We start from the raw sequence: 21,344 nt of genomic DNA on the forward strand, positions 1-21,344 counted from the left end.
TACGGCGCGACGTTCTGATAATTAGCTGATCTGCAAGACCCGAGCCATGGCCAGGTCGTCGTCTTTGGCGGAGATCAACATCTTGACGTGCAACTCGAACTGCTTGGCCAGGGCCAGCACCGAGGTCATCTCTTCCACGGCATTGACGTTGCTCGACTCCAGGAATCCCGACACCACTTTGACGTTGGCGTCGGCCGGCGCAGGCTGGCCGTCCTTGGTGTAGATCGAGCCGTCCAGGCCCTTGGTCATGTTCTTCATGTCCGGGTTGACCAGCTTGATGCGGTCGACTTCGGCCATGACCCGCGGGCCCTCGCCCATCGCGCGGATGCTGATGGTGCCGTCTTCGCCGACCTCCACCTGCTGCTCCGGCGGCACGGCGATCGGCCCGCCGTTGCCCATGACCGGCATGCCGTTGCCGGCGCGCAGCACGCCCAGGGCATCGATGTTGAGGCTGCCGGTGCGCACGTAGCTCTCACCGCCGTTGGGGTTCTGCACGGCGATCCAGCCGTTGCCGCTCACGGCCACGTCCAGGTCGCGCCCGGTCTGCACCAGCGAGCCCGGGCTGAAATCCGTGGCCGGCCGCTCGCTCATCGCAAACGCCCGCGCCGGAAAGCTGTCGCCGAACACCGGCATCGAACGCGCCTGCTCAAGGTCACGCTGAAAACCGTTGGTGGAGATGTTCGCCAGGTTGTTGGCATGGGCCTTCTGCGCCAGTGCATTCTGGCTGGCGCCGGTCATTGCCACGTAAAGGTACTTGTCCACGCTGTTTCCTCTGCCTGCCGGACGTTTGCCGCCCACTGCTGTACTGCGAAGCCATAAGCAATTTGCAGACCAACTTTTTTCTGGCGGCCGACAGCCCGGTAAACAAAGGACTTGAGGGGTTCAGCGGAGAATCGGGGGAATGTATCGAAGACGAAAAACCGGCGCGCTCCTGCCGCTTGGCGGCAATGCGCGGCGAAATGACCTGTGGTGGGACCTGTGGTGGGACCTGTGGTGAGACCTGTGGTGAGACCTGTGGCCAAACCTGTGGCCAAACCTGTGGCGAGGGAGCTTGCTCCCGCTTGAGCGCGAAGCGCTCACCCACTTGGGGGCCGCTGCGCAGCCCAGCGGGAGCAAGCTCCCTCGCCACACAGGGGATCGCTCACCACACAAGGGATCGCTCGCCCCACAGAGGATCGCTCAGACCTCGGGGCCTTTGCCCACCTCGTACTCGCGCAGTTTATTGGCGATGGTGGTGTGCGAGACCCCCAGCCGCTTGCCCAGTTGCCGGCTGCTCGGATGCTCGGCGTACAGCTGCTCCAGCACCGCCTTCTCGAACCGTCCGACGATCTCGTCCAGACCGCCTTCCAGCGAGAAATCGCCAAGCGGCTGACGCACACCGTAGTCCGGCAGCCGGATGTGCTCGGCCTTGACCGTCCCGCCGTCGCACAGCGAAACCGCCTGGAACAGCACGTTCTCCAGCTGCCGCACGTTGCCCGGCCAGTGGTAATGGCTGAGGCGGTCCATCGCCGCCGGCGCAAGCTTGGGCAGCGGGCAACCGATCTGCCGGCTGGCCTGGTCGAGGAAGTGCTCCACCAGCGGCGTCAGGCCATCGAGGCATTCGCGCAGGGGCGGAATGTGCAGCGACAGCACATTGAGACGATGGTAGAGATCCTGACGGAACTCGCCGCGCGCGCACAGCTCGGACAAGTCCACCTGGGTCGCGCAGATCACCCGCACGTCCAGGTACACCTCTTCATCGCTGCCCACCCGACGGAAACAGCCGTCCTGCAAAAAGCGCAGCAGCTTCACTTGCAGGCGCGGGCTCATCTCGCCCACGCCGTCGAGAAACAGCGTGCCGCCCGCCGTCAGCTCCAACAGCCCGAGCTTGCCTTCGGCCCGCGCCCCCTCGAACGCACCGGGGCCATAGCCGAACAGCTCGGTTTCGGCCATCGACTCCGGCAGGCCCGCGCAATTGAGCGCCATCAGCGGCGACTGCCCCCGCGGGCTGGCCAGGTGGCAGGCCCGCGCCAGCAGTTCCTTGCCGGTGCCGGTCTCCCCTTCTATCAGCAGCGGCGCATCCAGCGGCGCCATGCGCCGGGCCTCGCGCACCACCGCCGCCATGACCTTGGAGCTCTGGAAGATACTGTCGAAACCGCGCAACTCCTGCTTGCGCACGTTATAGATGCGCTCGCCGACCCGGTCCGCGCGGTGCAGGGTCAGCACCGCCCCGGCCATGGCCTCGCTGTCGTCGTGCTCCGACTGCAGCGGCGCGATGTCGGCCAGAAAGATGTCGCCCTTGACCTTGACCCGCATGCCGTTGATCCGCGACTTGTTGGCGCGCACCAGCTCCGGCAGGTCGAAGTCCTCGGCGTAGCGCGACAGGGGAATCCCCGGCACCTCGTCCACCCGCACCCCGAGCAGTTGCGCCGCCGCCCGGTTGGCCGCGACGATCGAGCCGCCCATGTCGATCGACAGCACCGGAAAGTCCAGGGCCCCGAGCAATGCGTTGAGCTCCATGTGCCGGCGCTCGCTGGGCATCAGCCCGACCCGCTTGACCCCGAACACCCCGGCGATGGCCTCGAACTTGGGCCGCAGCGCCTGGAACTGGAGGTTGATCAGGTTCGGGCAATGCAGGTAGATCGCGTTGCCGTGCTCCCCGCCCACTTCGCCGCGGGCGACGTTGATGCCGTACTCCACCAGCAGGTTGAGGATGTCGCGCAAGATACCGATGCGGTTCTGGCAGTGGACTTTGATACGCATAGAAAGCTCGGCTAGCGGTGAATGGATGGAATGCCCGATGCACATCCCTGCGGGCGGCACTGCCCTGAATTTCTGTCGGAATACGAAAACAGTCGTCAAGATTATGTGACACATGGGCGCGCTTTCAAACCCGAAAACCTCAGCAAACGCGACTTACCCCACGAACCGTAACGAATAGTTTACGAATTTGAGAGACCTTTCCTACGCTAAACAGGCTCACCCTGCTGCATTCCCGCCCCGCCTGCGCTCATTCTGAGTCCATCGCAGGACATAACAAGAACGAATTCCCCTCGCAGGAGAGCAGTATGAAGCACACGCAATACGTGGCCCGCGAGCCCGATGCGAACGGTTTTATCGACTACCCCGCCGAAGAGCATGCGGTGTGGAACACGCTGATCACCCGTCAGATGAAAGTGATCGAGGGCCGCGCGTGCCAGGAATACCTGGACGGCATCGAGAAGCTCGGCCTGCCCCACGACCGCATCCCGCAATTGGGCGAGATCAACAAGGTGCTCGGCGAGACCACCGGCTGGCAGGTCGCCCGCGTGCCGGCGCTGATCCCTTTCCAGACCTTTTTCGAACTGCTCGCCAGCAAGCGCTTTCCGGTGGCCACCTTCATCCGTACCCGTGAAGAGCTGGACTACCTGCAAGAGCCGGACATCTTCCACGAGATCTTCGGCCACTGCCCGCTGCTGACCAACCCCTGGTTCGCCGAATTCACCCACACCTACGGCAAGCTCGGCCTGCAGGCCACCAAGGAAGAGCGCGTGTACCTGGCGCGCCTGTACTGGATGACCATCGAGTTCGGCCTGCTGGACACCCCGCAAGGCAAACGCATCTATGGCGGCGGCATCCTGTCCTCGCCGAAGGAAACCGTCTACAGCCTGTCGGGCGAGCCCGAGCACCAGGCCTTCGATCCGCTGGAAGCCATGCGCACCCCTTACCGCATCGACATCCTGCAGCCGCTGTACTTCGTCCTGCCGAACCTCAAGCGCCTGTTCGACCTGGCCCATGAAGACATCATGGCCATGGTCCGCCAAGGCATGGAGCTGGGGCTGCACGCACCGAAGTTTCCGCCCAAGCCCAAGGCCGCGTGACCCGCAGCTTTGACCTGCAAGTGAGTCTGTCCGTCGCCGCCGCTTTGGTTTAGCGTGGCGACATCGACGACCGATACGCCCCATAAAAAAAACACACACCCGATTTCAGGAAACATGCCATGTCCAGTTTGAATCAAGCCCACTGCGAAGCCTGCCGTGCCGATGCGCCACAAGTCAGCGACGAAGAACTGCCGATCCTGATCAAGCAGATCCCTGACTGGAACATCGAAGTGCGCGACGGGATCATGCAGCTGGAGAAAGTCTTCCTGTTCAAGAACTTCAAGCATGCGCTGGCCTTCACCAACGCCGTGGGCGACATCTCCGAGGCCGAAGGCCACCACCCTGGCCTGCTGACCGAGTGGGGCAAGGTCACCGTGACCTGGTGGAGCCACTCGATCAAGGGCCTGCACCGCAACGACTTCATCATGGCCGCCCGCACCGACGACGTGGCCAAGACTGCAGAAGGACGCAAGTGATGCATTTCGACGCCATCGGCCGGGTGCCCGGCGACCCGATCCTCGGCCTGATGGAGGCCTACGCGCAGGATCCCAACCCGCGCAAGTTCGACCTCGGCGTGGGCGTCTACAAGGATGCCCAGGGCCTGACGCCGATCCCCGAAGCGGTGAAGATCGCCGAGGCGCGCCTGGTGGACAGCCAGACCACCAAGACCTACATCGGCGGTCACGGCAACCCGCTGTTCGGCAAGGTCATCAATGAACTGGTGCTGGGCGAAGGCTCGGCCCTGATCGCCCAGCAGCGCGCCGGCGCCACCCAGACCCCGGGCGGCACCGGCGCCCTGCGCCTGGCCGCCGACTTCATCGCCCACTGCCTGCCGGGCCGTGGCGTATGGCTGAGCGACCCGACCTGGCCGATCCACGAGACCATTTTCGCGGCGGCCGGCGTCAAGGTCAGCCATTACCCTTACGTCGGCGCCGACAACCGCCTCGACGTGGACGCAATGATCGCCGCGCTCAGCCAGGCGCCGAAGGGCGACGTGGTGCTGCTGCACGCCTGCTGCCACAACCCGACCGGCTTCGACCTGAGCCACGACGACTGGCACCGGGTGCTGGAAGTGGTGCGCAGCCGCGACCTGCTGCCGCTGATCGACTTCGCCTACCAGGGCTTCGGCGACGGTCTGGAACAGGATGCCTGGTCGACCCGACTGTTCGCCGCCGAACTGCCGGAGGTGCTGATCACCAGCTCCTGCTCGAAGAACTTCGGCCTGTACCGCGACCGCACCGGTGCGCTGATCGTCTGCGCGAAAACCGCCGACAAGCTGACCGACGTGCGCAGCCAACTGGCGCACATCGCCCGCAACCTGTGGTCGACGCCGCCGGACCATGGCGCGGCGGTGGTGGCGACCATCCTCGACGACCCGGAGCTCAAACGCCGCTGGGCCGACGAAGTGGAAGCCATGCGCCTGCGCATCGCCCAACTGCGCAGCGGCCTGGTCGAGGCGCTGGAGCCCCACGGCCTGCGTGAGCGCTTCGCCCACATCGGCGTGCAGCGCGGGATGTTCTCCTACACCGGCCTGTCGCCGGAGCAAGTGAAGGCGTTGCGCGACCACCACAGCGTGTACATGGTCAGCTCGGGCCGGGCCAACGTGGCCGGCGTCGACGCCACCCGCCTGGACCTGCTGGCCGAGGCCATCGCCAAGGTCTGCCGCTAAAGCCCTTGTGGGGGCGGGAAAATCCGCCCCCGCAAGGCTTCACAACTTCCCCTGTCGCTCACAAGCGTTGCATGCGCCACAAATACCTGTGGGAGCGGGCTTGCCCGCGATGACGTCAGCCCAGGCACCGCCGAACAGGATCCAGGCATCGGCTTCCACACTCCCGCCATTGACCTGTCTAGACAATCCCGCCCGTCGAAATAAACGGACATAAAAGCCTGATTGTCATTTTCAGTGCTGTATCCTTCCCAGGCTTTTTCAAAGCGCGGATCTACCAGATCTATCAACAGACTTAGCGAGGAGCGCAACCATGCACGAGATTCCGAATCTCCCCTTCCCAAGCCTGCACGTACCTGAGCAGACGACCACGCAACAGGCCGGCGCCCAACAGCCCGAGCCCAAAGAAGCCGCCGAAGGCCGCCCGGCCGACAGCGAAGAGTAAACCCCGCCGTACAGACCGTGTGGAAAGCGCTAACATGCGCTTTCCACACTGCCTGAAAGCCGACCCGCCATGACCGACGACTCCTTCAACGAACAACAGGCCGCCGTCCTGATCGACGCCACCGAGCGCATGATCGAGATCTGGAGCCGTCTGCCGCCGGAAAAGCAGGCCGCCCTGCTCGCCCGCTTCGGCAGCGAAGAGAACGCCCTGGCCGCGCTGGTCACCACGCAACTGGTCGCACCCGACAAATAGTTTTACTTTTGCGCGCCCCTGCCCCATCCACGCCGGTATCATAAGCAGCCTATCTATCCTGCCTGTCCCGTGGATCGTTCCCCATGTCAGAAACCCGGCGCCCCCTGGCGGTCACGCTGCAAGTCGTCTCCATCGTCCTGTTCACCTTCATCGGCTACCTCAACATCGGCATTCCGCTCGCCGTGCTGCCCGGCTACGTCCACAGCGACCTGGGCTTCGGCGCGGTGATCGCGGGCCTGGTGATCAGCGTGCAATACCTGGCCACCCTGCTCAGCCGCCCCTACGCCGGCAAGATCATCGACAACAAAGGCAGCAAACGCGCCGTGATGATCGGGCTGGCGGGCTGCGGCCTGAGCGGCGTGTTCATGCTGATTTCGGCGTGGACGCCGAACCTGCCGCTGCTCAGCCTGATCAGCCTGTTCATCGGCCGGCTGGTGCTGGGCAGCGCGGAAAGCCTGGTGGGCTCGGGCTCCATCGGCTGGGGGATCGGCCGGGTCGGCGCGGCGAACACCGCCAAGGTCATTTCCTGGAACGGCATCGCCAGCTACGGCGCCCTCGCCGTCGGCGCGCCGCTGGGCGTGTGGCTGGTCGGCCGCCTGGGCCTGTGGAGCATGGGCGTGAGCATCATCCTGCTGGCGGCGCTGGGGCTGCTGCTGGCCTGGCCGAAGACCGCCGCGCCCATCGTCGCCGGCGAACGCCTGCCGTTCATGCATGTGCTGGGGCGCGTCTTCCCCCACGGCTGCGGCCTGGCGCTGGGCTCGATCGGCTTCGGCACCATCGCCACGTTCATCACCCTGTACTACGCCACCCGCCAGTGGGACAACGCCGTGCTGTGCCTGAGCCTGTTCGGCGCCTGCTTCATCGGTGCGCGGCTGTTGTTCGGCAACCTGATCAACCGCCTCGGCGGCTTCCGCGTGGCGATCGCCTGCCTGTCGGTGGAGACCCTCGGCCTGTTGCTGCTGTGGCTGGCGCCGGACGCCCACTGGGCGCTGGCCGGTGCGGCGCTCAGCGGCTTCGGCTTCTCGCTGGTGTTCCCGGCGCTGGGCGTCGAGGCCGTGAACCTGGTGCCGGCTTCCAGCCGGGGCGCGGCGGTCGGGGCCTATTCCCTGTTCATCGACCTGTCCTTGGGGATTACCGGTCCGCTGGCCGGGGCGATTGCGGCAGGGTTCGGCTTCGCTTCGATATTCCTGTTCGCGGCGCTGGCCGCGTTGAGCGGTCTGGCGCTGAGCGTCTACCTGTACCGGCACACGCGCAAATACCCGCAGGACTAGAAATCCACCTTGTCCCGGCCGGCCTTGATGTTGCCGCGCTTGGCCTTGGACTCCAGCCGGCGCTTCTTGGAGCCGAGGGTCGGCTTGGTCGGACGGCGCTTCTTCTCGACCTTGACGGCGCCCTGGATCAGCTCGGCGAGGCGCTCCAGCGCATCGGCGCGGTTCTGTTCCTGCGTGCGGTACTGCTGGGCCTTGATGATCAGCACGCCGTCGGCGGTGATGCGGCTGTCGCGCAGCGCCAGCAGGCGCTCCTTGTAGAACTCAGGCAGCGACGACGCCGGGATGTCGAAGCGCAGGTGCACGGCGCTGGAGACCTTGTTGACGTTCTGCCCGCCGGCGCCCTGGGCGCGGATGTAGGTCAGTTCGATCTCGGCGTCGGGCAGGTGCACGTTGTTGGAAATCGCCAGCATGGAAAAGCGTCCGGATTCAGAGCGCGCAGGATACCGCGAAACCGCGCCGCCCTTGCCGCCAATCCATTGCGGGAACCCCAGAAACGACAAACCCGGCACATTGGCCGGGTTTGTCGTTTCCGCATCTGACGCTTACTTGGCGACGCCCGCCGCAGGCACGGCGTGCTGCGCGCTGCGCTTGTTCTTGATCACGTAGCAGGCCCACATGAACACGACCCACACCGGAATCGCGTACACCGACACCTGAATGCCAGGGATCAGCAGCATCACGCCCAGGATGAACAGGACGAACGCCAGGCAGACGTAGTTGCCGTACGGATACCACAGCGCCTTGAACAGCGGCTTCTGGCCGGTCTTGTCCATGTGCTGGCGGAACTTGAAGTGCGAGTAGCTGATCATCGCCCAGTTGATCACCAGGGTGGCCACCACCAGCGACATCAGCAGCTCCAGCGCGTGCTGCGGCATCAGGTAGTTGAGCAGCACCGCCACCAGGGTCACGGCAGCGGAAGCGAGGATCGAACGCACCGGCACGCCGCGCTTGTCGATCTTGGCCAGGCCCTTCGGCGCATCGCCCTGCTCGGCCATGCCCAGCAGCATGCGGCTGTTGCAGTAGGTGCCGCTGTTGTACACCGACAGCGCGGCGGTCAGCACCACGAAGTTGAGGATGTGCGCGGCGGTGTTGCTGCCGAGCATCGAGAACACCTGCACGAACGGGCTGCCGCTGTAGGAGTCGCCGGAGGCGTTCAGGGTCGCCAGCAGCGTGTCCCATGGGGTCAGGGACAGCAGGATCACCAGGGCGCCGATGTAGAAGATCAGGATCCGGTAGATCACCTGGTTGATCGCTTTCGGGATCACGGTCTTCGGCTTGTCGGCCTCCGCGGCGGTGAAACCGAGCATTTCCAGGCCGCCGAAGGAGAACATGATGATCGCCATGGCCATCACCAGGCCGCTGACGCCGTTGGGGAAGAACCCGCCGTGGGACCACAGGTTGCTCACCGTGGCCTGTTCGCCGCCGTGGCCGCTGACCAGCAGGTAGCTGCCCAGCGCGATCATGCCGACGATGGCCACGACCTTGATGATCGCGAACCAGAATTCGGCCTCGCCGAAGACTTTGACGTTGGCCAGGTTGATCGCGTTGATCAGCAGGAAGAAGGCCGCCGCAGTGACCCAGCTCGGGATCTCCGGCGCCCAGTAATGGATGTACTTGCCGACCGCCGTCAGCTCCGACATGCCCACCAGGATGTACAGGATCCAGCAGTTCCAGCCCGACAGGAAGCCGGCGAAGCCGCCCCAGTACTTGTGCGCGAAATGGCTGAAGGAGCCGGCCACCGGCTCTTCGACGATCATTTCGCCCAGCTGGCGCATGATCATGAACGCGATGAAGCCGCAGATGGCGTAACCGAGGATCATCGACGGGCCGGCGGACTTCAGCACCCCGGCCGAGCCGAGGAACAGGCCGGTGCCGATGGCGCCGCCGAGGGCGATCAGTTGAATGTGGCGATTTTTCAGGCCGCGTTTCAGTTCGCCTGATTGCGGGTTTTGTCCACTCATGAAAAGGGTCTCACGCAGGGTTTGATGATGGTCAGTAGACGTTGCTGCACGGTCGCGATTTTCAGGCGACCCCGATCAAACCCCAGCGCAGGCACCAGGAATTAAGCTCTTTAACAACACTCATGCGTCACCTGTTTGTTCTTGTCTGTGACGAAATCGAACCCGGCACGCTTGTGGCGCGACGGAGTGAACAAGGCGGATGGCCTTGAGGTTTGCGCGATTACGCAGGGAGTCACAGCTAAAACGCGGCGCATTGTACACCGCTAACCCCCTGCTGCCAGACATCACTGGATCAGCGTTGCCTTGGGCCGGGATTGCACGTGTCCGCCCCGGGACGTCCGGGCGGCTGCAAAAGAAGGATCAGGCCCTTGCAGGCCATCGGCGCGGACGTCGGAAAGACCGTCCCACGGGGTGAGAAAAAAACGGATTGCGGCGTTCATTGCGCCTCCTTCTTGTTATGCACCTGCACGACAGGCATGGGGCGCATCTCACCTGCCAAACGCCCCTGAGACAAGCAGGCCAGAGCCTTGCGAAGCCCCCGAACACGGGCACTTCGGCAGGTTTTCCTTACAGCGTGAAAAAGCGCCGGAAGTCAGGTCGTTTCATCGGCTTTTTCGTAAAAATTCCCGTACAAGCCGTAACGAAAACTTTCCATTCCAGAAAAATCCGTAGGACGTCTGCAAATTGACGGTAGGAAGCTAACTATCAGGTGAATCGATTTAGTCACTGTTTTGCAAACAGAAAGATCGGCTTAAAAAAATGGAATAAAAAGTCCATTTAAAAATTAAATAGAGGAAATTTTGCAATGCAAAAAGCGCTGGTCTACGTTCTTCACGTCTCGCCGAGCCGCATCGACCGGCGAGTCAGTGCGTGACCCGCCCTTGGGCCGCGCGCTGTTGCTCCCACCGTGAACGTTATCTAGGAGATAGACCATGCAAGCGATCGAAAAAGACCTGGACTCCGAACTGCAACTGGACGAATGGTTCGAAGCACCGACCCATGAAGCCGCCGTGGAAATGATGCAAGCCGACGCGGTCGTACCGTTCGGCACGGCGATGTGGCCTCTGTAAGCCATTCCCGGGCGGGCACGATCGGCCGGTCGTGCCCGCCGCATTCCACACGGTCTGTCAGGGAGGATCCATGGATAAGCCACGTGCGATTTCGCATTTCCTTTACTACCTCGAACATCACCCTGCCCTCGCCGGCCTCGACTCGGCGAAGGTATTGCTCGGCCACACCGCCGACTACGAAGCGCTGACCGGCGCCATCGCCGAACAGGCCGGCGATCACCCGCGCTTCGGCTTCAACGCCATGCGACTGGATCTGGAGTCCACCGCCGCGCTGACCTCGGCGATCGCCGACACCGATCTCTACATTTTCTTCTACGACTCCTCCACCCTGCCCAACCCGCGCCCCGACGGCCCGGACTTCGTGCGTGCCCTGCAAGGGGTGATGGCGGAGAACTGGAAGAAATCGCTGCTGTTCAAGGACTACGGCGATTACTTCTACGACACCTTCAGCATCGCGCCGCAGCGGATCGCCGGGCTCAACAGCCACTTGATCCAGCGCATGTCCCAGGCCACCACCTTGAGTTTCAGCGACGAGCACGGCTCATGGTTCGAAACGCCCATGAGCAGCATCAAGAAGTGGACCGACATCAACGGCATCGGCAACTTCGACCTGGCCCCCGGCGAAATCGCCACCCACAGCGAAGCCATCAACGGCCACGTGAAGTTCAAGGGCACCTTCCTCAGCACCATTCCGTTCGCCCGCAAGTACGGCGTGCTGGAATCGCCGCTGGAACTGTGGATCGAGAACTCGACCATCCAGCGCATCGCCACCGACGTGCCGGGCCTGGAGCACGACTTCAACAAGTACCTGGACGCCAATCCGTCGAACCGGCGGATCGAGGAACTGGGCATCGGCACCAACGAAGGGGTGAAGTCACTGTATGCGCGCAACGCCGGCTTCGAGGAGCGCCATTGCGGCCTGCACCTGGGCCTGGGCGGCGGCGCCAAGGGCAGCCATCACCTGGACCTGATCTTCTCCGGCGGCGTGCTGGCGCTGGATGACAAGCCGGTGTTCGACGGGCGGTTCGTGCTCTGACCCCGGATGTTGGAGGACAACCTGTGGGAGCCAGCCTGCTGGCGATAGCGGTCTGTCTGACGCATCGATGCCGGATGTGCCGCCGTCATCGCCAGCAGGCTGGCTCCCACAGGGATCTTGGGTGAAGACGGAATACGTGGACGCCGGGCAATAAAAAAACGCCAACCCTGAGGTTGGCGTTTTTCATTTATTGCACCGACTGGCGCTTAACGCGGCTTCGGCGTGCTGCGGCGCTTGCCCGCTGGCTTGTCGCCGTCGGTCAGCTTGATCCCCGGACGCTTCGCCGCCGGCTTGGCCGGGCGCTTGGTGTCGGCCGGACGCTCGGCCACCGGCGTACCGCGACCGGCAGGCGCACCGCGGCCTTCGCCACGCTCGCTGCGGCCACGCGGCGCGCGCTCGCCGTCCGCACGGGCGGCCGGCTTGCGACCTGGACGCTCGCCTTCCAGCTGCGGCTCACGGCCCGCACGCGGCGTGGCCGGTGCGCCGTTGGCCGGGCGCAGGGTGCGCACCCGGTCGGCCCGGGCCATCGGCCGCGACGACTTGCGCTGCAGGCGCTCCATCTTGTCCTTGCTCTTGGCGTTCAGTTGCGGCAACGCCACCGGGGTCAGGCCGACCTCGGCGCTCAGGATGTCGATTTCGTACTGGCTCATTTCGCGCCAGCGGCCCATCGGCAAGTCGGAGTTGAGGAACACCGGACCGAAACGCACGCGCTTCAGGCGGCTGACCACCAAGCCCTGGGATTCCCACAGGCGACGCACTTCACGGTTGCGGCCTTCCATCACCACGCAGTGATACCAGTGGTTGAAGCCTTCGCCGCCCGGTGCCTGCTGAATGTCGGTGAACTTCGCCGGGCCGTCTTCGAGCATGACGCCGGCCTTGAGCCGATCGATCATTTCGTCGTCGACCTCGCCGCGCACACGCACCGCGTATTCGCGGTCCATCTCGTAGGACGGGTGCATCAGGCGGTTGGCCAGCTCACCGTCGGTGGTGAACATCAGAAGACCGGTGGTGTTGATGTCGAGGCGGCCGATGTTGATCCAGCGGCCCTCTTTCGGGCGCGGCAGCTTGTCGAACACGGTCGGGCGGCCTTCCGGGTCGTCGCGGGTGCAGATCTCGCCGTCGGGCTTGTTGTACATGATCACGCGGCGCACGGACTCGGCGGACTCTTCGCGCTTGATCACTTTGCCGTCGATGGTGATGGCGTCGTGCAGGTCGACCCGCACGCCGAGGGTCGCGTCCTTGCCGTTGACCTTGATCCGGCCCTGGCTGATCCAGGCCTCGACGTCACGGCGCGAGCCCACGCCGATGCGGGCGAGGACCTTCTGCAGCTTTTCGCCTGCAGGTGGGGTTGGCTGGTCGTCTTGCTGTTCGATGTCGCTCATCTGGGCACCTCCCGGTGTGGTCTGTCCAGGGCCCCGGAACGGGTGCCCTGAAGCATTGGAAACTGTGTGTTCGGGCGAAGGGTTCGCCGAAGGGTCGCGAATCATACGCGGATCTGGCCGTTCGCGCATCAGAGACTAGCTGACGCGCGCCCGTTCATTTCTTTTTCCGCCGACCGGCGGCGCCCAACCGGGCCAGGCGCAACGCGGCCTCGGCCAGCACCGCGCGCCTGTCGTCCTTGTCGAGTTTCTTCCAGGCCTTGATCTCGCGCTTGCTGCGGCCGCAGCCCAGGCAGATGTCGTCGCTGAACTTGCAGACATCGATGCAGGGGTCTTTGGTTGAACTCATGCATTTCTCCCACAACGGGCAGATGAACCTGTGGGAGCCAACCTGCTGGCGATGACGGCCTGCCTGACACATCAATGGCGGATAGACCGCCGCCTTCGCGAGCCGGCTCGCCCCTACAGGGGGTTGGCGTCAGTCTTCGCGTTCGAGGCGCTCGGCCTCGATGGCTTCGGCCAAGGCGCGGGCCTCGGCTTCTTCGTCGCTCAGTTCGGGCTCCGGCTGTTCAAGGGCGGCGACGGCGGCCAGCAGTTTTTCCCTGGCTTCGGCGACGCCGAGGATGTCTTCTTCGGGCTCCGGCTCGAACTCGAACTCGGGTTCCGACTCAACCAGCGGCTCGGGCTCATACACGCCTTCAAGACCGCCCGATGGCGTTTCGTCCGACGGTCCGTCGCGCAGCAGGTCGTCGAAGTCGGTCTTGATCCCCTCCTCCATGCTGTCCAGCTCAAGCAGCAGGGTGTGGAAGCTGGTTTCCTCTTTCGGCTCCTCCGGCTCGGCGCTGGCGTCGGCCTGCTCCTGCAGGCCCGGCGGCACCGGGGCGTCGTCGAAATCGAGCATCGGTTCCGGCTCGATCTCGCGCAATTCGGCCAGCGGCGGCAGTTCGTCGAGGCTCTTGAGGTTGAAGTGATCCAGGAACGCCTTGGTGGTGGCGAACATCGCCGGTTTGCCCGGCACGTCGCGGTAGCCGACGATGCGGATCCACTCGCGCTCGATCAGGGTCTTGACGATGTTGCTGTTGACCGCCACGCCCCGCACGTCTTCGATTTCGCCACGGGTGATGGGCTGGCGGTAGGCGATCAGCGCCATGGTTTCCAGCAGGGCACGGGAATAGCGCTGCGGGCGCTCCTCCCACAGGCGGCCGACCCACGGCGAAAACTTCTCGCGGATCTGCAGGCGGTAGCCGGAGGCGACTTCCTTGAGCTCGAACGCCCGGCCTTCGCAGGATTTGCCCAGCAGGGTCAGGGCCTTCTTGAAGACCGCCGGCTCCGGCCGCTCGCCCTCCTCGAACAGTTCGAAGAGGCGCTCAAGGGATTGCGGCTTTCCCGAAGCCAACAGGAAGGCTTCAAGCAGGGGGGCCAGCTCGCGGGGTTCAGTCAGGTTCATGTTTCGACTCGTTATTCGGCTCGGGCTCGCACGTGGATCGCGGCGAACGGCTCATTCTGCACCAGCTCGACCAAGGATTCCTTGACCAGTTCAAGGATCGCCATGAAGGTCACCACCACCCCGAGCCGGCCTTCCTCGGCGGTGAACAGCTCGACGAACGGCACAAAACCGCCGCCCTTGAGGCGCTCGAGCACATCGCTCATGCGTTCGCGGGTGGACAGCGCCTCGCGGCTGACCTGGTGGCTTTCGAACATGTCGCCCCGGCGCAGCACCTCGGACATGGACATCAGCAGCTCATCCAGGATCACGTCCGGGTGCAGCTTGCGCACCTGGGCCTGCGGGGCATCGAGCTTGGGCACGATCACGTCGCGGCCGACCCGGCTGAGTTCGTCGATGCCTTCGGCGGCGGACTTGAAGCGCTCGTACTCCTGCAGGCGGCGGATCAGCTCGGCGCGGGGGTCTTCTTCCTCGTCCTCGACGGTCTCGGCCCGGGGCAGCAGCATCCGCGACTTGATCTCGGCCAGCATCGCGGCCATCACCAGGTATTCGGCGGCCAGTTCCAGGCGCACCGACTGCATCAGCTCGACGTAGCCCATGTACTGGCGGGTGATTTCCGCCACCGGGATGTCGAGGATGTCGATGTTCTGCTTGCGGATCAGGTACAGCAGCAGGTCGAGCGGGCCCTCGAAGGCTTCGAGGAACACCTCCAGCGCGTCCGGCGGGATGTACAGGTCGATCGGCAGCTGCGTGACGGCCTGGCCATAGACCATGGCGAACGGCAGTTCCTGCTGGGCTCCGGCCTGGGGATCGACGGTTTCGACAGCGGACATTCAGGCCTCGACCATGAACGGGGTCGGGTCGCCGCAGCCGACGCGGATCACTTCCGGATCGTCGCCGGTCAGGTCGATCACGGTGGAGGCCTTGATGCCGCCGAAGCCGCCGTCGATGATCAGGTCCACCTGGTGCTCGAGCAACTGGCGCATCTCGTAGGGATCGCTCAAGGGATCCTCGTCGCCGGGCATGATCAGGGTCACGCTCATCAGCGGCTCGCCCAGCTCGTCCAGCAGCGCCAGGGCGATCGGATGGCTCGGCACCCGCAGGCCGATGGTGCGCTTCTTGGGGTGCAGCAGCAGGCGCGGCACTTCGCGGGTGGCGTTGAGAATGAAGGTGTACGGCCCCGGCAGGTGGGCCTTGAGGATGCGGAAGGTGCCGGTGTCGATCTTGGCGTAGTTGCCCAATTGCGACAGATCGCTGCAGATCAACGCAAAGTTGTGCTTGTCATCCAGTTGGCGCAGGCGCCGGACACGCTCGATGGCGCTCTTGTCGCCGATTTGGCAACCGATGGCGTAGGAAGAGTCCGTGGGATAAATCACCACCCCGCCCTTGCGGATGATCTCGACCGCCTGTTTGATCAGGCGCGCCTGCGGGTTTTCCGGATGTATCTGGAAAAATTGACTCACATTCTCTTCCTGTTCAGACGGCCGCGATAACTGGGTCATGTTTGAACCGGCGCCACAGGGGCGGCAGGTCCTCCGGCACCGGCCGGTACTGGCCGATCTCGGACCAGCCACCAGGGCCATGGAAATCACTGCCGGCGGTGACCAGCAGACCGAATTCGCGGGCCAGGATCGAGAGGCTGCCCACCTGCTCCGCCGGTTGGTGGCCGTTGACCACCTCAAGCGCCTGTCCGCCCGCTTGAATATAGTCGGCAATCAGCCGGCGGCGCTTGCTGCGGGTGAAATCGTAGTGCCAGGGATGCGCCAGGCTGACCCAGGCCCCGGCGGCCCGCAGGGTCGCGACGGTGTCCTCCAGGGTCGGCCAGTGTTGCTTGACGTCCCCCAGCTTGCCGGCGCCCAGCCATTTGCGGAACGCCTCGGCGCGGTCCTTGACGAAGCCTTCGCGCACCATCCAGTCGGCAAAATGCGGTCGGGCCGGCGCGTTGCCGCTGTCGCCCAGCGCCTGCTGGATCTGCCGGGCGCCCTCGAACGCGCCGGGCATGCCCTTCTGGGCCAGCTTGCGGCCGATCTCTTCGGAACGCAGCCAGCGGCCGTCGCGCAGTTGGGCGATGGCCTCGACCAACGGTGCGGCGTCGACGTCGAAGCCGTAGCCCAGCACATGAATGGTCGCCCCGCCCCAGGTGCACGACAGCTCGACGCCGTTGATCAGTTGCATGCCCAGGCCTTCGGCGGCCGCGCGCGCTTCGGCCAGGCCTTCCAGGGTGTCGTGATCGGTCAGGGACAGGATCCGCACGCCGTTCTCGAACGCTCGCGCAACCAGTGCCGCCGGCGCCAGGGCACCGTCGGAGGCTGTGCTGTGGCAGTGCAAATCGACATTCACGGGGATGTGTAACCTCAAATCAGCTGGCGCTATCGCGCGCCCGTATGTTTGTTATTATGCCGCCACATCCAGCTTCTGGCTCTCACTGTGAAACAATTCATCGATTTCATCCCGCTCCTGCTGTTCTTCATCGTCTACAAACTCGATCCGCGCACCGTCGACGTCGCCGGCCACGAGCTGACCGTAGGCGGCATCTACAGCGCCACCGCGATGCTGATCGTCAGTTCCCTGGTGGTCTACGGCGCGCTGTTCATCAAGCAGCGCAAGCTGGAGAAGAGCCAGTGGCTGACCCTCGTCGCCTGCCTGGTGTTCGGCAGCCTGACCCTGGCCTTCCACAGCGAGACCTTCCTGAAATGGAAAGCCCCGGTGGTCAACTGGCTGTTCGCCCTGGCCTTCATCGGCAGCCATTTCATCGGCGACCGCCTGCTGATCAAGCGCATCATGGGCCACGCCCTGAGCCTGCCGGATCCGGTCTGGCTGCGCCTGAACATCGCCTGGATCGCGTTCTTCCTGTTCTGCGGGGCCGCCAACCTGTTCGTCGCCTTCACCTTCCAGAGCATCTGGGTCGACTTCAAGGTGTTCGGCAGCCTGGGCATGACCGTGCTGTTCCTGGTCGGCCAGGGCATCTACCTGTCCCGTCACCTGCACGACGCCGATACCACAACGCCAAAAACCGAGGACTGACATGCTTTACGCCATCATTGCCACCGACGTCGCCAACTCCCTGGAAGCCCGCCTGGCCGCGCGCCCTGCGCACCTGGAGCGCCTGCAAGCGCTCAAGGGCGAAGGCCGCATCGTGCTGGCCGGCCCGCACCCGGCGGTCGACAGCAATGATCCGGGCGCGGCGGGCTTCTCCGGCAGCCTGATCGTCGCCGAGTTCGATTCCCTGGCCGCCGCGCAGGCCTGGGCCGACGCCGATCCGTACATCGCCGCCGGCGTCTACGCCAACGTCATCGTCAAGCCGTTCAAGCAAGTCCTGCCGTAAAGGTATCGTTTCCCCCTGTGGCGAGGGCGCTTGCTCCCGCTGCGGCGCAAAGCGGCGCCGCTCTGCAAATCAAAAAGCAGGGGACTGCTAAGCAGTCCAGCGGGAGCAAGCTCCCTCGCCACAGTGCCAACCGCTCGCCACATCATCGACATTGCCTCCGGCACTGAACCTTCCTGGTTCTTGCTGTTCTCAATCGCTCATTATTCTCGTTTGCCGGCCGACAACCTGCCCACTATCCAATGGGAAACAGGAGTCGCGATGCGCAAGGGTCCGTTGTGTCTGATGTGGGTCACGCTGTCGGTCATGGCGCCCGCCCATGGCGAAGAGAGCGTCGAAAACGGCAATTCCACGCCGCTGTCGCTGAGCGCCGGCACGCAGATCACCGAGTTGCAGCAGCGCCTGAAGGCCAGCGAGCAGCAGCGGGAGGAACTGAGCAAACAGCTGCAGAACGCCGACAGCGAACGCGAAAGCCCGCAGCTGGCCCGGTTGCGTCAGGAGAATCAGCGCCTGAAACTGCAGCTCAAGGAAGCCCAGTCCAGCCCGCTGCCGCGTCTGCTGACCGAGCAGCAGCAATGGTTTGTCACCGGGGCCGCCGTTGCGCTATTGGCGCTGCTGTGCGGTATCTTTGCCGGCGGTGGACGCAGAACGCGTCGGCAATGGCTAAATTGAGTGAGTCATGAGCGAGCTGTTACTGATTGATGACGACCAGGAGTTGTGCGAACTCCTGACCAGTTGGCTGAGCCAGGAAGGTTTCCAGGTACGCGCCTGCCACGACGGCCAGAGCGCCCGCAAGGCCTTGGCCGAATCCTCGCCGGCGGCGGTGGTGCTGGACGTGATGCTGCCCGACGGCAGCGGCCTGGAACTGCTCAAGCAACTGCGCAGCGACCACGCCGACCTGCCGGTGCTGATGCTGTCGGCCCGGGGCGAGCCGCTGGACCGCATCCTCGGCCTGGAACTGGGCGCCGACGACTACCTGGCCAAGCCCTGCGACCCCCGAGAGCTCACCGCCCGCCTGCGCGCCGTGCTGCGCCGCAGCCATCCGGCCGCCGTGTCGACCCAGCTTGAGCTGGGCGACCTGAGCTTCAGCCCGGTGCGCGGCGTGGTCAGCATCAACGAGAAAGAGCTCACCCTCACCGTCTCCGAAAGCCGCCTGCTCGAAGCCCTGCTCAAGCAGCCCGGCGAGCCGCTGGACAAACAGGAACTGGCGCAGATCGCCCTCGGCCGCAAGCTGACCCTCTACGACCGCAGCCTGGACATGCACGTCAGCAACCTGCGCAAAAAGATCGGCCCGCACCCCGACGGCCGCCCGCGCATCGTGGCCCTGCGCAGCCGCGGCTACTACTACAGCCTCTGACGCTGCGTCAGTTTTGTCAGGCCGGCGCCGGAACGTCTTTACTCAAGCTTTACCCAGCGCTGACCGCCGCTGACCTTGATCTCCGTAATCTGTACCCATCCGGAACGTACCGGGAACGAGACAAGGAGATACACCATGCGCAAGACCCTCATCGCTCTGATGTTCGCCGCTGCCCTGCCGACCGTCGCCATGGCCATGCCGGAAGGCGCAGGCCCGATGGGCGGCCCGCTGGACGGCCCGCACCACGGCGGCCAGATGCACGGCATGCACGGCAAGGGCCCGTACAGCCAACTGGACCTGTCCCGCGAGCAGCGCGAGCAGATCCGCAAGATCATGGGTGAGCAGATGCACGAACGCCGTCAAGTGGTCGACAAGTACCTGGAGAAACTGTCGCCGGCCGACCAGAAAACCATGAAGGATGAAATGGCGGCCAACCACAAGAAGGCCGAAGCCGACGTGCGCGCCGTGCTGAAGCCGGATCAGCAGAAGAAATTCGACGAGATCCAGAAGAAGCAGGCCGAGCGCCGCGCCGAATGGGCCGAATTCAAGGCCTGGAAAGCGCAGCAGCCGCAAAAGGCGCAATAATGTCCTGACCCGGACCCGGCGGCCTCCCCCGCCGGGTCTGCCTGTTTGATCCCCTGTGGGAGCGAGCCTGCTCGCTCCCACAGGGGATTTGTGTCTGACCGAGGATTTTCCGTGCGTTCACTGTTCTGGCGTATCCTGGCCAGCTTCTGGCTGGCCATCACTCTGGTTGCGGGGCTTTCCATCCTGATGGGGCACATGCTCAACCAGGATGCGTGGATCCTCAGCCGCCATCCGGGCCTCAACACCCTGGCCGCCGAGTGGACGCAGACCTACGAAAGCCAGGGCGAAGACGCCGCCCAGGACATCCTCCAGCAGCGCAAGCGCCAGTATCACATCGACGTGCAGGTGCTCAACGAAAGCGGCGACCCGGTGGTGCGCGGCACCTTCCCGCGCCGCGCCGCCGCCTTCGAGGCCCGGCAGAACAACGATGACCGCCGCCTGCCCTGGCGGCGCCTGACCGACGAATACACCAGCGCCAAGAGCGGCGACACCTACCTGTTCATCTACCGCATCCCGCACCCGGAACTCGACGCCTGGCACCGCGAAAGCCTGCTCTGGCCGTTGAGCGCGCTGGGCATCGCGCTGGTGGTGCTGACCCTGTTCAGCCTGCTGGTGACGTTTTCCATCACCCGGCCGCTCAACCGCCTGCGCGGCGCCGTGCACGACCTGGGGCAGACCACCTATCAGCAGAACAGCCTGGCGCAACTGGCCAACCGCCGCGACGAGTTCGGCGTGCTGGCCAACGACTTCAACCGCATGGGCGCACGCCTGCAAAGCCTGATCGGCAGCCAGCGGCAACTGCTGCGCGATGTGTCCCATGAGTTGCGCTCACCGCTGGCCCGGCTGCGCATCGCCCTGGCGCTGGCCGAGCGGGCCAGCCCCGAGGAGCGGGAAAGGTTGTGGCCGCGCCTGGCCCGCGAATGCGACCGGCTGGAGGCGCTGATCAGTGAGATCCTGGTGCTGGCGCGGGTCGACGCCGACAACGCCAGCGCCGAAGACGTGGACCTGAACGCCCTGCTCGGCACCCTGCAGAAGGATGCGCAGCTCGGCTCGCCGGAGCAGGCCGTGCGCCTGGAGGCCGAACCGCACCTGGCGCTGACCGGCTGGCCGACCATGATCGAACGGGCCGTGGACAACCTGCTGCGCAACGCCCAGCGCTTCAACCCACAGGGCCAGCCGATCGAATTGCAGGCTGCGCGCCAGGGCGAGCGGATCGTGGTCAGCGTGCGCGACCACGGGCCGGGGGTGCAGGACGAGCACTTGAGCCAATTGGGCGAGCCGTTCTACCGCGCACCGGGCCAGACCGCCGCCGGCCACGGCCTGGGCCTGGCCATCGCCCGCCGTGCGGCGGAACGGCACGGCGGCGCGCTGGTGCTGGCCAATCACCCGCAGGGCGGCTTCATCGCCAGGCTGGAACTGCCCCTCGTGCCCGGCGCCGTCACCCAGCCCTGATCCCCTGTAGGGGCGAGCCTGTTCGCGATGGCGGTCTGTCAGTCCCATCCTTTTTGACTGACAGACCGCCATCGCGAGCAAGCTCGCTCCCACAGTGTCCGAGGGGTTCACAGATTCGGCGTTCGCCCGCGATCCCCTGTGGGAGCCAGCCTGCTGGCGATGACGGCATGTCAGTCACAACACGACTGACAGACAGACCGCCATCGCCAGCAAGCTCGCTCCCACAGTGTCCGAGGGGTTCACAGATTCGGCGTTCGCCCGCGAT

Annotated in this window: 25 protein-coding genes; 14 read left to right on the top strand and 11 right to left on the bottom strand. The window is 64.7% G+C overall.

Going from position 1 to position 21,344, the window contains the following annotated elements:
- Positions 1-21: 21 nt before the first annotated feature.
- Entirely contained in the window at positions 22-762 is a 741-nt protein-coding gene (locus ACIP0B_RS18720; protein WP_400834818.1) for a flagellar basal body rod protein FlgF, read from the bottom strand.
- Between the two features lie 417 nt (positions 763-1,179).
- The gene (locus tag ACIP0B_RS18725; protein ID WP_400834821.1) at positions 1,180-2,742 is read right to left on the bottom strand and encodes a sigma-54-dependent transcriptional regulator; all 1,563 of its coding nucleotides are present in this window, start codon (positions 2,740-2,742) and stop codon (positions 1,180-1,182) included.
- A gap of 260 nt (positions 2,743-3,002) precedes the next feature.
- On the opposite strand from ACIP0B_RS18725, the gene phhA reads away from it, so the two are divergent.
- The 6 genes from phhA to ACIP0B_RS18755 all read left to right on the top strand — a co-directional run bounded on the left by phhA (position 3,003) and on the right by ACIP0B_RS18755 (position 7,473).
- Positions 3,003-3,839, top strand: coding sequence for a phenylalanine 4-monooxygenase (phhA, locus tag ACIP0B_RS18730; RefSeq protein WP_400834904.1), 837 nt, complete (start codon positions 3,003-3,005; stop codon positions 3,837-3,839).
- Positions 3,840-3,958: 119 nt separating this feature from the next.
- Positions 3,959-4,315 carry a 4a-hydroxytetrahydrobiopterin dehydratase gene (locus ACIP0B_RS18735; RefSeq protein ID WP_400834824.1) on the top strand — a complete coding sequence of 119 codons (357 nt, stop codon included), beginning with the start codon at positions 3,959-3,961 and terminating at the stop codon, positions 4,313-4,315.
- On the top strand, positions 4,315-5,508 hold the full coding sequence (locus ACIP0B_RS18740) for an amino acid aminotransferase (RefSeq protein ID WP_400834827.1): 1,194 nt from the start codon (positions 4,315-4,317) through the stop codon (positions 5,506-5,508). Before ACIP0B_RS18735 ends, ACIP0B_RS18740 begins: the two co-directional genes overlap by 1 nt.
- Before the next feature lie 310 nt (positions 5,509-5,818).
- Positions 5,819-5,950, top strand: a complete 132-nt coding sequence (locus ACIP0B_RS18745; RefSeq protein ID WP_256575451.1) for a hypothetical protein — start codon at positions 5,819-5,821, stop codon at positions 5,948-5,950.
- Between the two features lie 69 nt (positions 5,951-6,019).
- Positions 6,020-6,202 (top strand): hypothetical protein, encoded by a 183-nt coding sequence (locus ACIP0B_RS18750; RefSeq protein WP_400834830.1) that lies wholly within the window; start codon positions 6,020-6,022, stop codon positions 6,200-6,202.
- An 83-nt stretch (positions 6,203-6,285) separates the two neighbouring features.
- Complete coding sequence (locus tag ACIP0B_RS18755; protein ID WP_400834833.1) at positions 6,286-7,473, top strand: MFS transporter; 1,188 nt, start codon at positions 6,286-6,288, stop codon at positions 7,471-7,473.
- Here the strand turns inward: ACIP0B_RS18755 and arfB are convergent.
- The 3 genes from arfB to ACIP0B_RS18770 form a co-directional block, all read right to left on the bottom strand.
- Positions 7,470-7,883: an alternative ribosome rescue aminoacyl-tRNA hydrolase ArfB gene (gene arfB, locus ACIP0B_RS18760; protein ID WP_400834836.1), complete on the bottom strand. Its 414-nt coding sequence runs from the start codon at positions 7,881-7,883 to the stop codon at positions 7,470-7,472. The genes ACIP0B_RS18755 and arfB overlap by 4 nt on opposite strands.
- A 132-nt stretch (positions 7,884-8,015) precedes the next feature.
- A complete protein-coding gene (locus ACIP0B_RS18765; RefSeq protein WP_400834839.1) occupies positions 8,016-9,434 on the bottom strand; it encodes an amino acid permease in 1,419 nt (472 codons plus the stop codon).
- 284 nt (positions 9,435-9,718) lie between these two features.
- Positions 9,719-9,874, bottom strand: coding sequence for a hypothetical protein (locus ACIP0B_RS18770; RefSeq protein ID WP_400834842.1), 156 nt, complete (start codon positions 9,872-9,874; stop codon positions 9,719-9,721).
- Positions 9,875-10,366: 492 nt separating this feature from the next.
- Between ACIP0B_RS18770 and ACIP0B_RS18775 the strand changes: the two genes are divergently transcribed.
- On the top strand, positions 10,367-10,504 hold the full coding sequence (locus ACIP0B_RS18775; RefSeq protein ID WP_170930044.1) for a hypothetical protein: 138 nt from the start codon (positions 10,367-10,369) through the stop codon (positions 10,502-10,504).
- A 70-nt stretch (positions 10,505-10,574) separates the two neighbouring features.
- Positions 10,575-11,540, top strand: a complete 966-nt coding sequence (locus tag ACIP0B_RS18780) for a leucyl aminopeptidase (protein WP_400834845.1) — start codon at positions 10,575-10,577, stop codon at positions 11,538-11,540.
- Positions 11,541-11,746: 206 nt separating this feature from the next.
- Here the strand turns inward: ACIP0B_RS18780 and rluB are convergent, their stop codons facing one another.
- From rluB to ACIP0B_RS18810, 6 genes are all read right to left on the bottom strand, one after another.
- On the bottom strand, positions 11,747-12,922 hold the full coding sequence (rluB, locus tag ACIP0B_RS18785) for a 23S rRNA pseudouridine(2605) synthase RluB (protein WP_400834848.1): 1,176 nt from the start codon (positions 12,920-12,922) through the stop codon (positions 11,747-11,749).
- Between the two features lie 154 nt (positions 12,923-13,076).
- Positions 13,077-13,268, bottom strand: a complete 192-nt coding sequence (locus ACIP0B_RS18790; protein ID WP_400834851.1) for a DUF1289 domain-containing protein — start codon at positions 13,266-13,268, stop codon at positions 13,077-13,079.
- A gap of 129 nt (positions 13,269-13,397) precedes the next feature.
- Positions 13,398-14,366 (bottom strand): SMC-Scp complex subunit ScpB, encoded by a 969-nt coding sequence (scpB, locus tag ACIP0B_RS18795; protein WP_400834854.1) that lies wholly within the window; start codon positions 14,364-14,366, stop codon positions 13,398-13,400.
- Between the two features lie 11 nt (positions 14,367-14,377).
- Positions 14,378-15,076: a segregation and condensation protein A gene (locus tag ACIP0B_RS18800; RefSeq protein ID WP_400834906.1), complete on the bottom strand. Its 699-nt coding sequence runs from the start codon at positions 15,074-15,076 to the stop codon at positions 14,378-14,380.
- A 120-nt stretch (positions 15,077-15,196) separates the two neighbouring features.
- On the bottom strand, positions 15,197-15,826 hold the full coding sequence (locus ACIP0B_RS18805; RefSeq protein ID WP_139831323.1) for an L-threonylcarbamoyladenylate synthase: 630 nt from the start codon (positions 15,824-15,826) through the stop codon (positions 15,197-15,199).
- A gap of 13 nt (positions 15,827-15,839) precedes the next feature.
- A complete protein-coding gene (locus ACIP0B_RS18810; protein ID WP_217893175.1) occupies positions 15,840-16,703 on the bottom strand; it encodes a PHP domain-containing protein in 864 nt (287 codons plus the stop codon).
- Positions 16,704-16,790: 87 nt separating this feature from the next.
- Between ACIP0B_RS18810 and ACIP0B_RS18815 the strand changes: the two genes are divergently transcribed.
- The 6 genes from ACIP0B_RS18815 (at position 16,791) to ACIP0B_RS18840 (ending at position 21,079) form a co-directional block, all read left to right on the top strand.
- Positions 16,791-17,387 (top strand): septation protein A, encoded by a 597-nt coding sequence (locus tag ACIP0B_RS18815; RefSeq protein ID WP_400834858.1) that lies wholly within the window; start codon positions 16,791-16,793, stop codon positions 17,385-17,387.
- A 1-nt stretch (position 17,388) separates the two neighbouring features.
- A complete protein-coding gene (locus ACIP0B_RS18820; protein WP_217893177.1) occupies positions 17,389-17,688 on the top strand; it encodes a YciI family protein in 300 nt (99 codons plus the stop codon).
- Between the two features lie 258 nt (positions 17,689-17,946).
- Positions 17,947-18,357, top strand: a complete 411-nt coding sequence (locus tag ACIP0B_RS18825) for a translation initiation factor 2 (protein ID WP_217893178.1) — start codon at positions 17,947-17,949, stop codon at positions 18,355-18,357.
- 7 nt (positions 18,358-18,364) lie between these two features.
- Positions 18,365-19,042 carry a response regulator transcription factor gene (locus tag ACIP0B_RS18830; RefSeq protein ID WP_400834861.1) on the top strand — a complete coding sequence of 226 codons (678 nt, stop codon included), beginning with the start codon at positions 18,365-18,367 and terminating at the stop codon, positions 19,040-19,042.
- A gap of 135 nt (positions 19,043-19,177) precedes the next feature.
- Complete coding sequence (locus ACIP0B_RS18835; RefSeq protein WP_400834864.1) at positions 19,178-19,627, top strand: Spy/CpxP family protein refolding chaperone; 450 nt, start codon at positions 19,178-19,180, stop codon at positions 19,625-19,627.
- 111 nt (positions 19,628-19,738) lie between these two features.
- The gene (locus tag ACIP0B_RS18840; protein WP_400834867.1) at positions 19,739-21,079 is read left to right on the top strand and encodes an ATP-binding protein; all 1,341 of its coding nucleotides are present in this window, start codon (positions 19,739-19,741) and stop codon (positions 21,077-21,079) included.
- Positions 21,080-21,344 lie beyond the last annotated feature (265 nt).

Source organism: Pseudomonas sp. NPDC089534, from assembly GCF_044749305.1.
In the GTDB taxonomy this organism is placed as follows: domain Bacteria; phylum Pseudomonadota; class Gammaproteobacteria; order Pseudomonadales; family Pseudomonadaceae; genus Aquipseudomonas; species Aquipseudomonas ekonensis.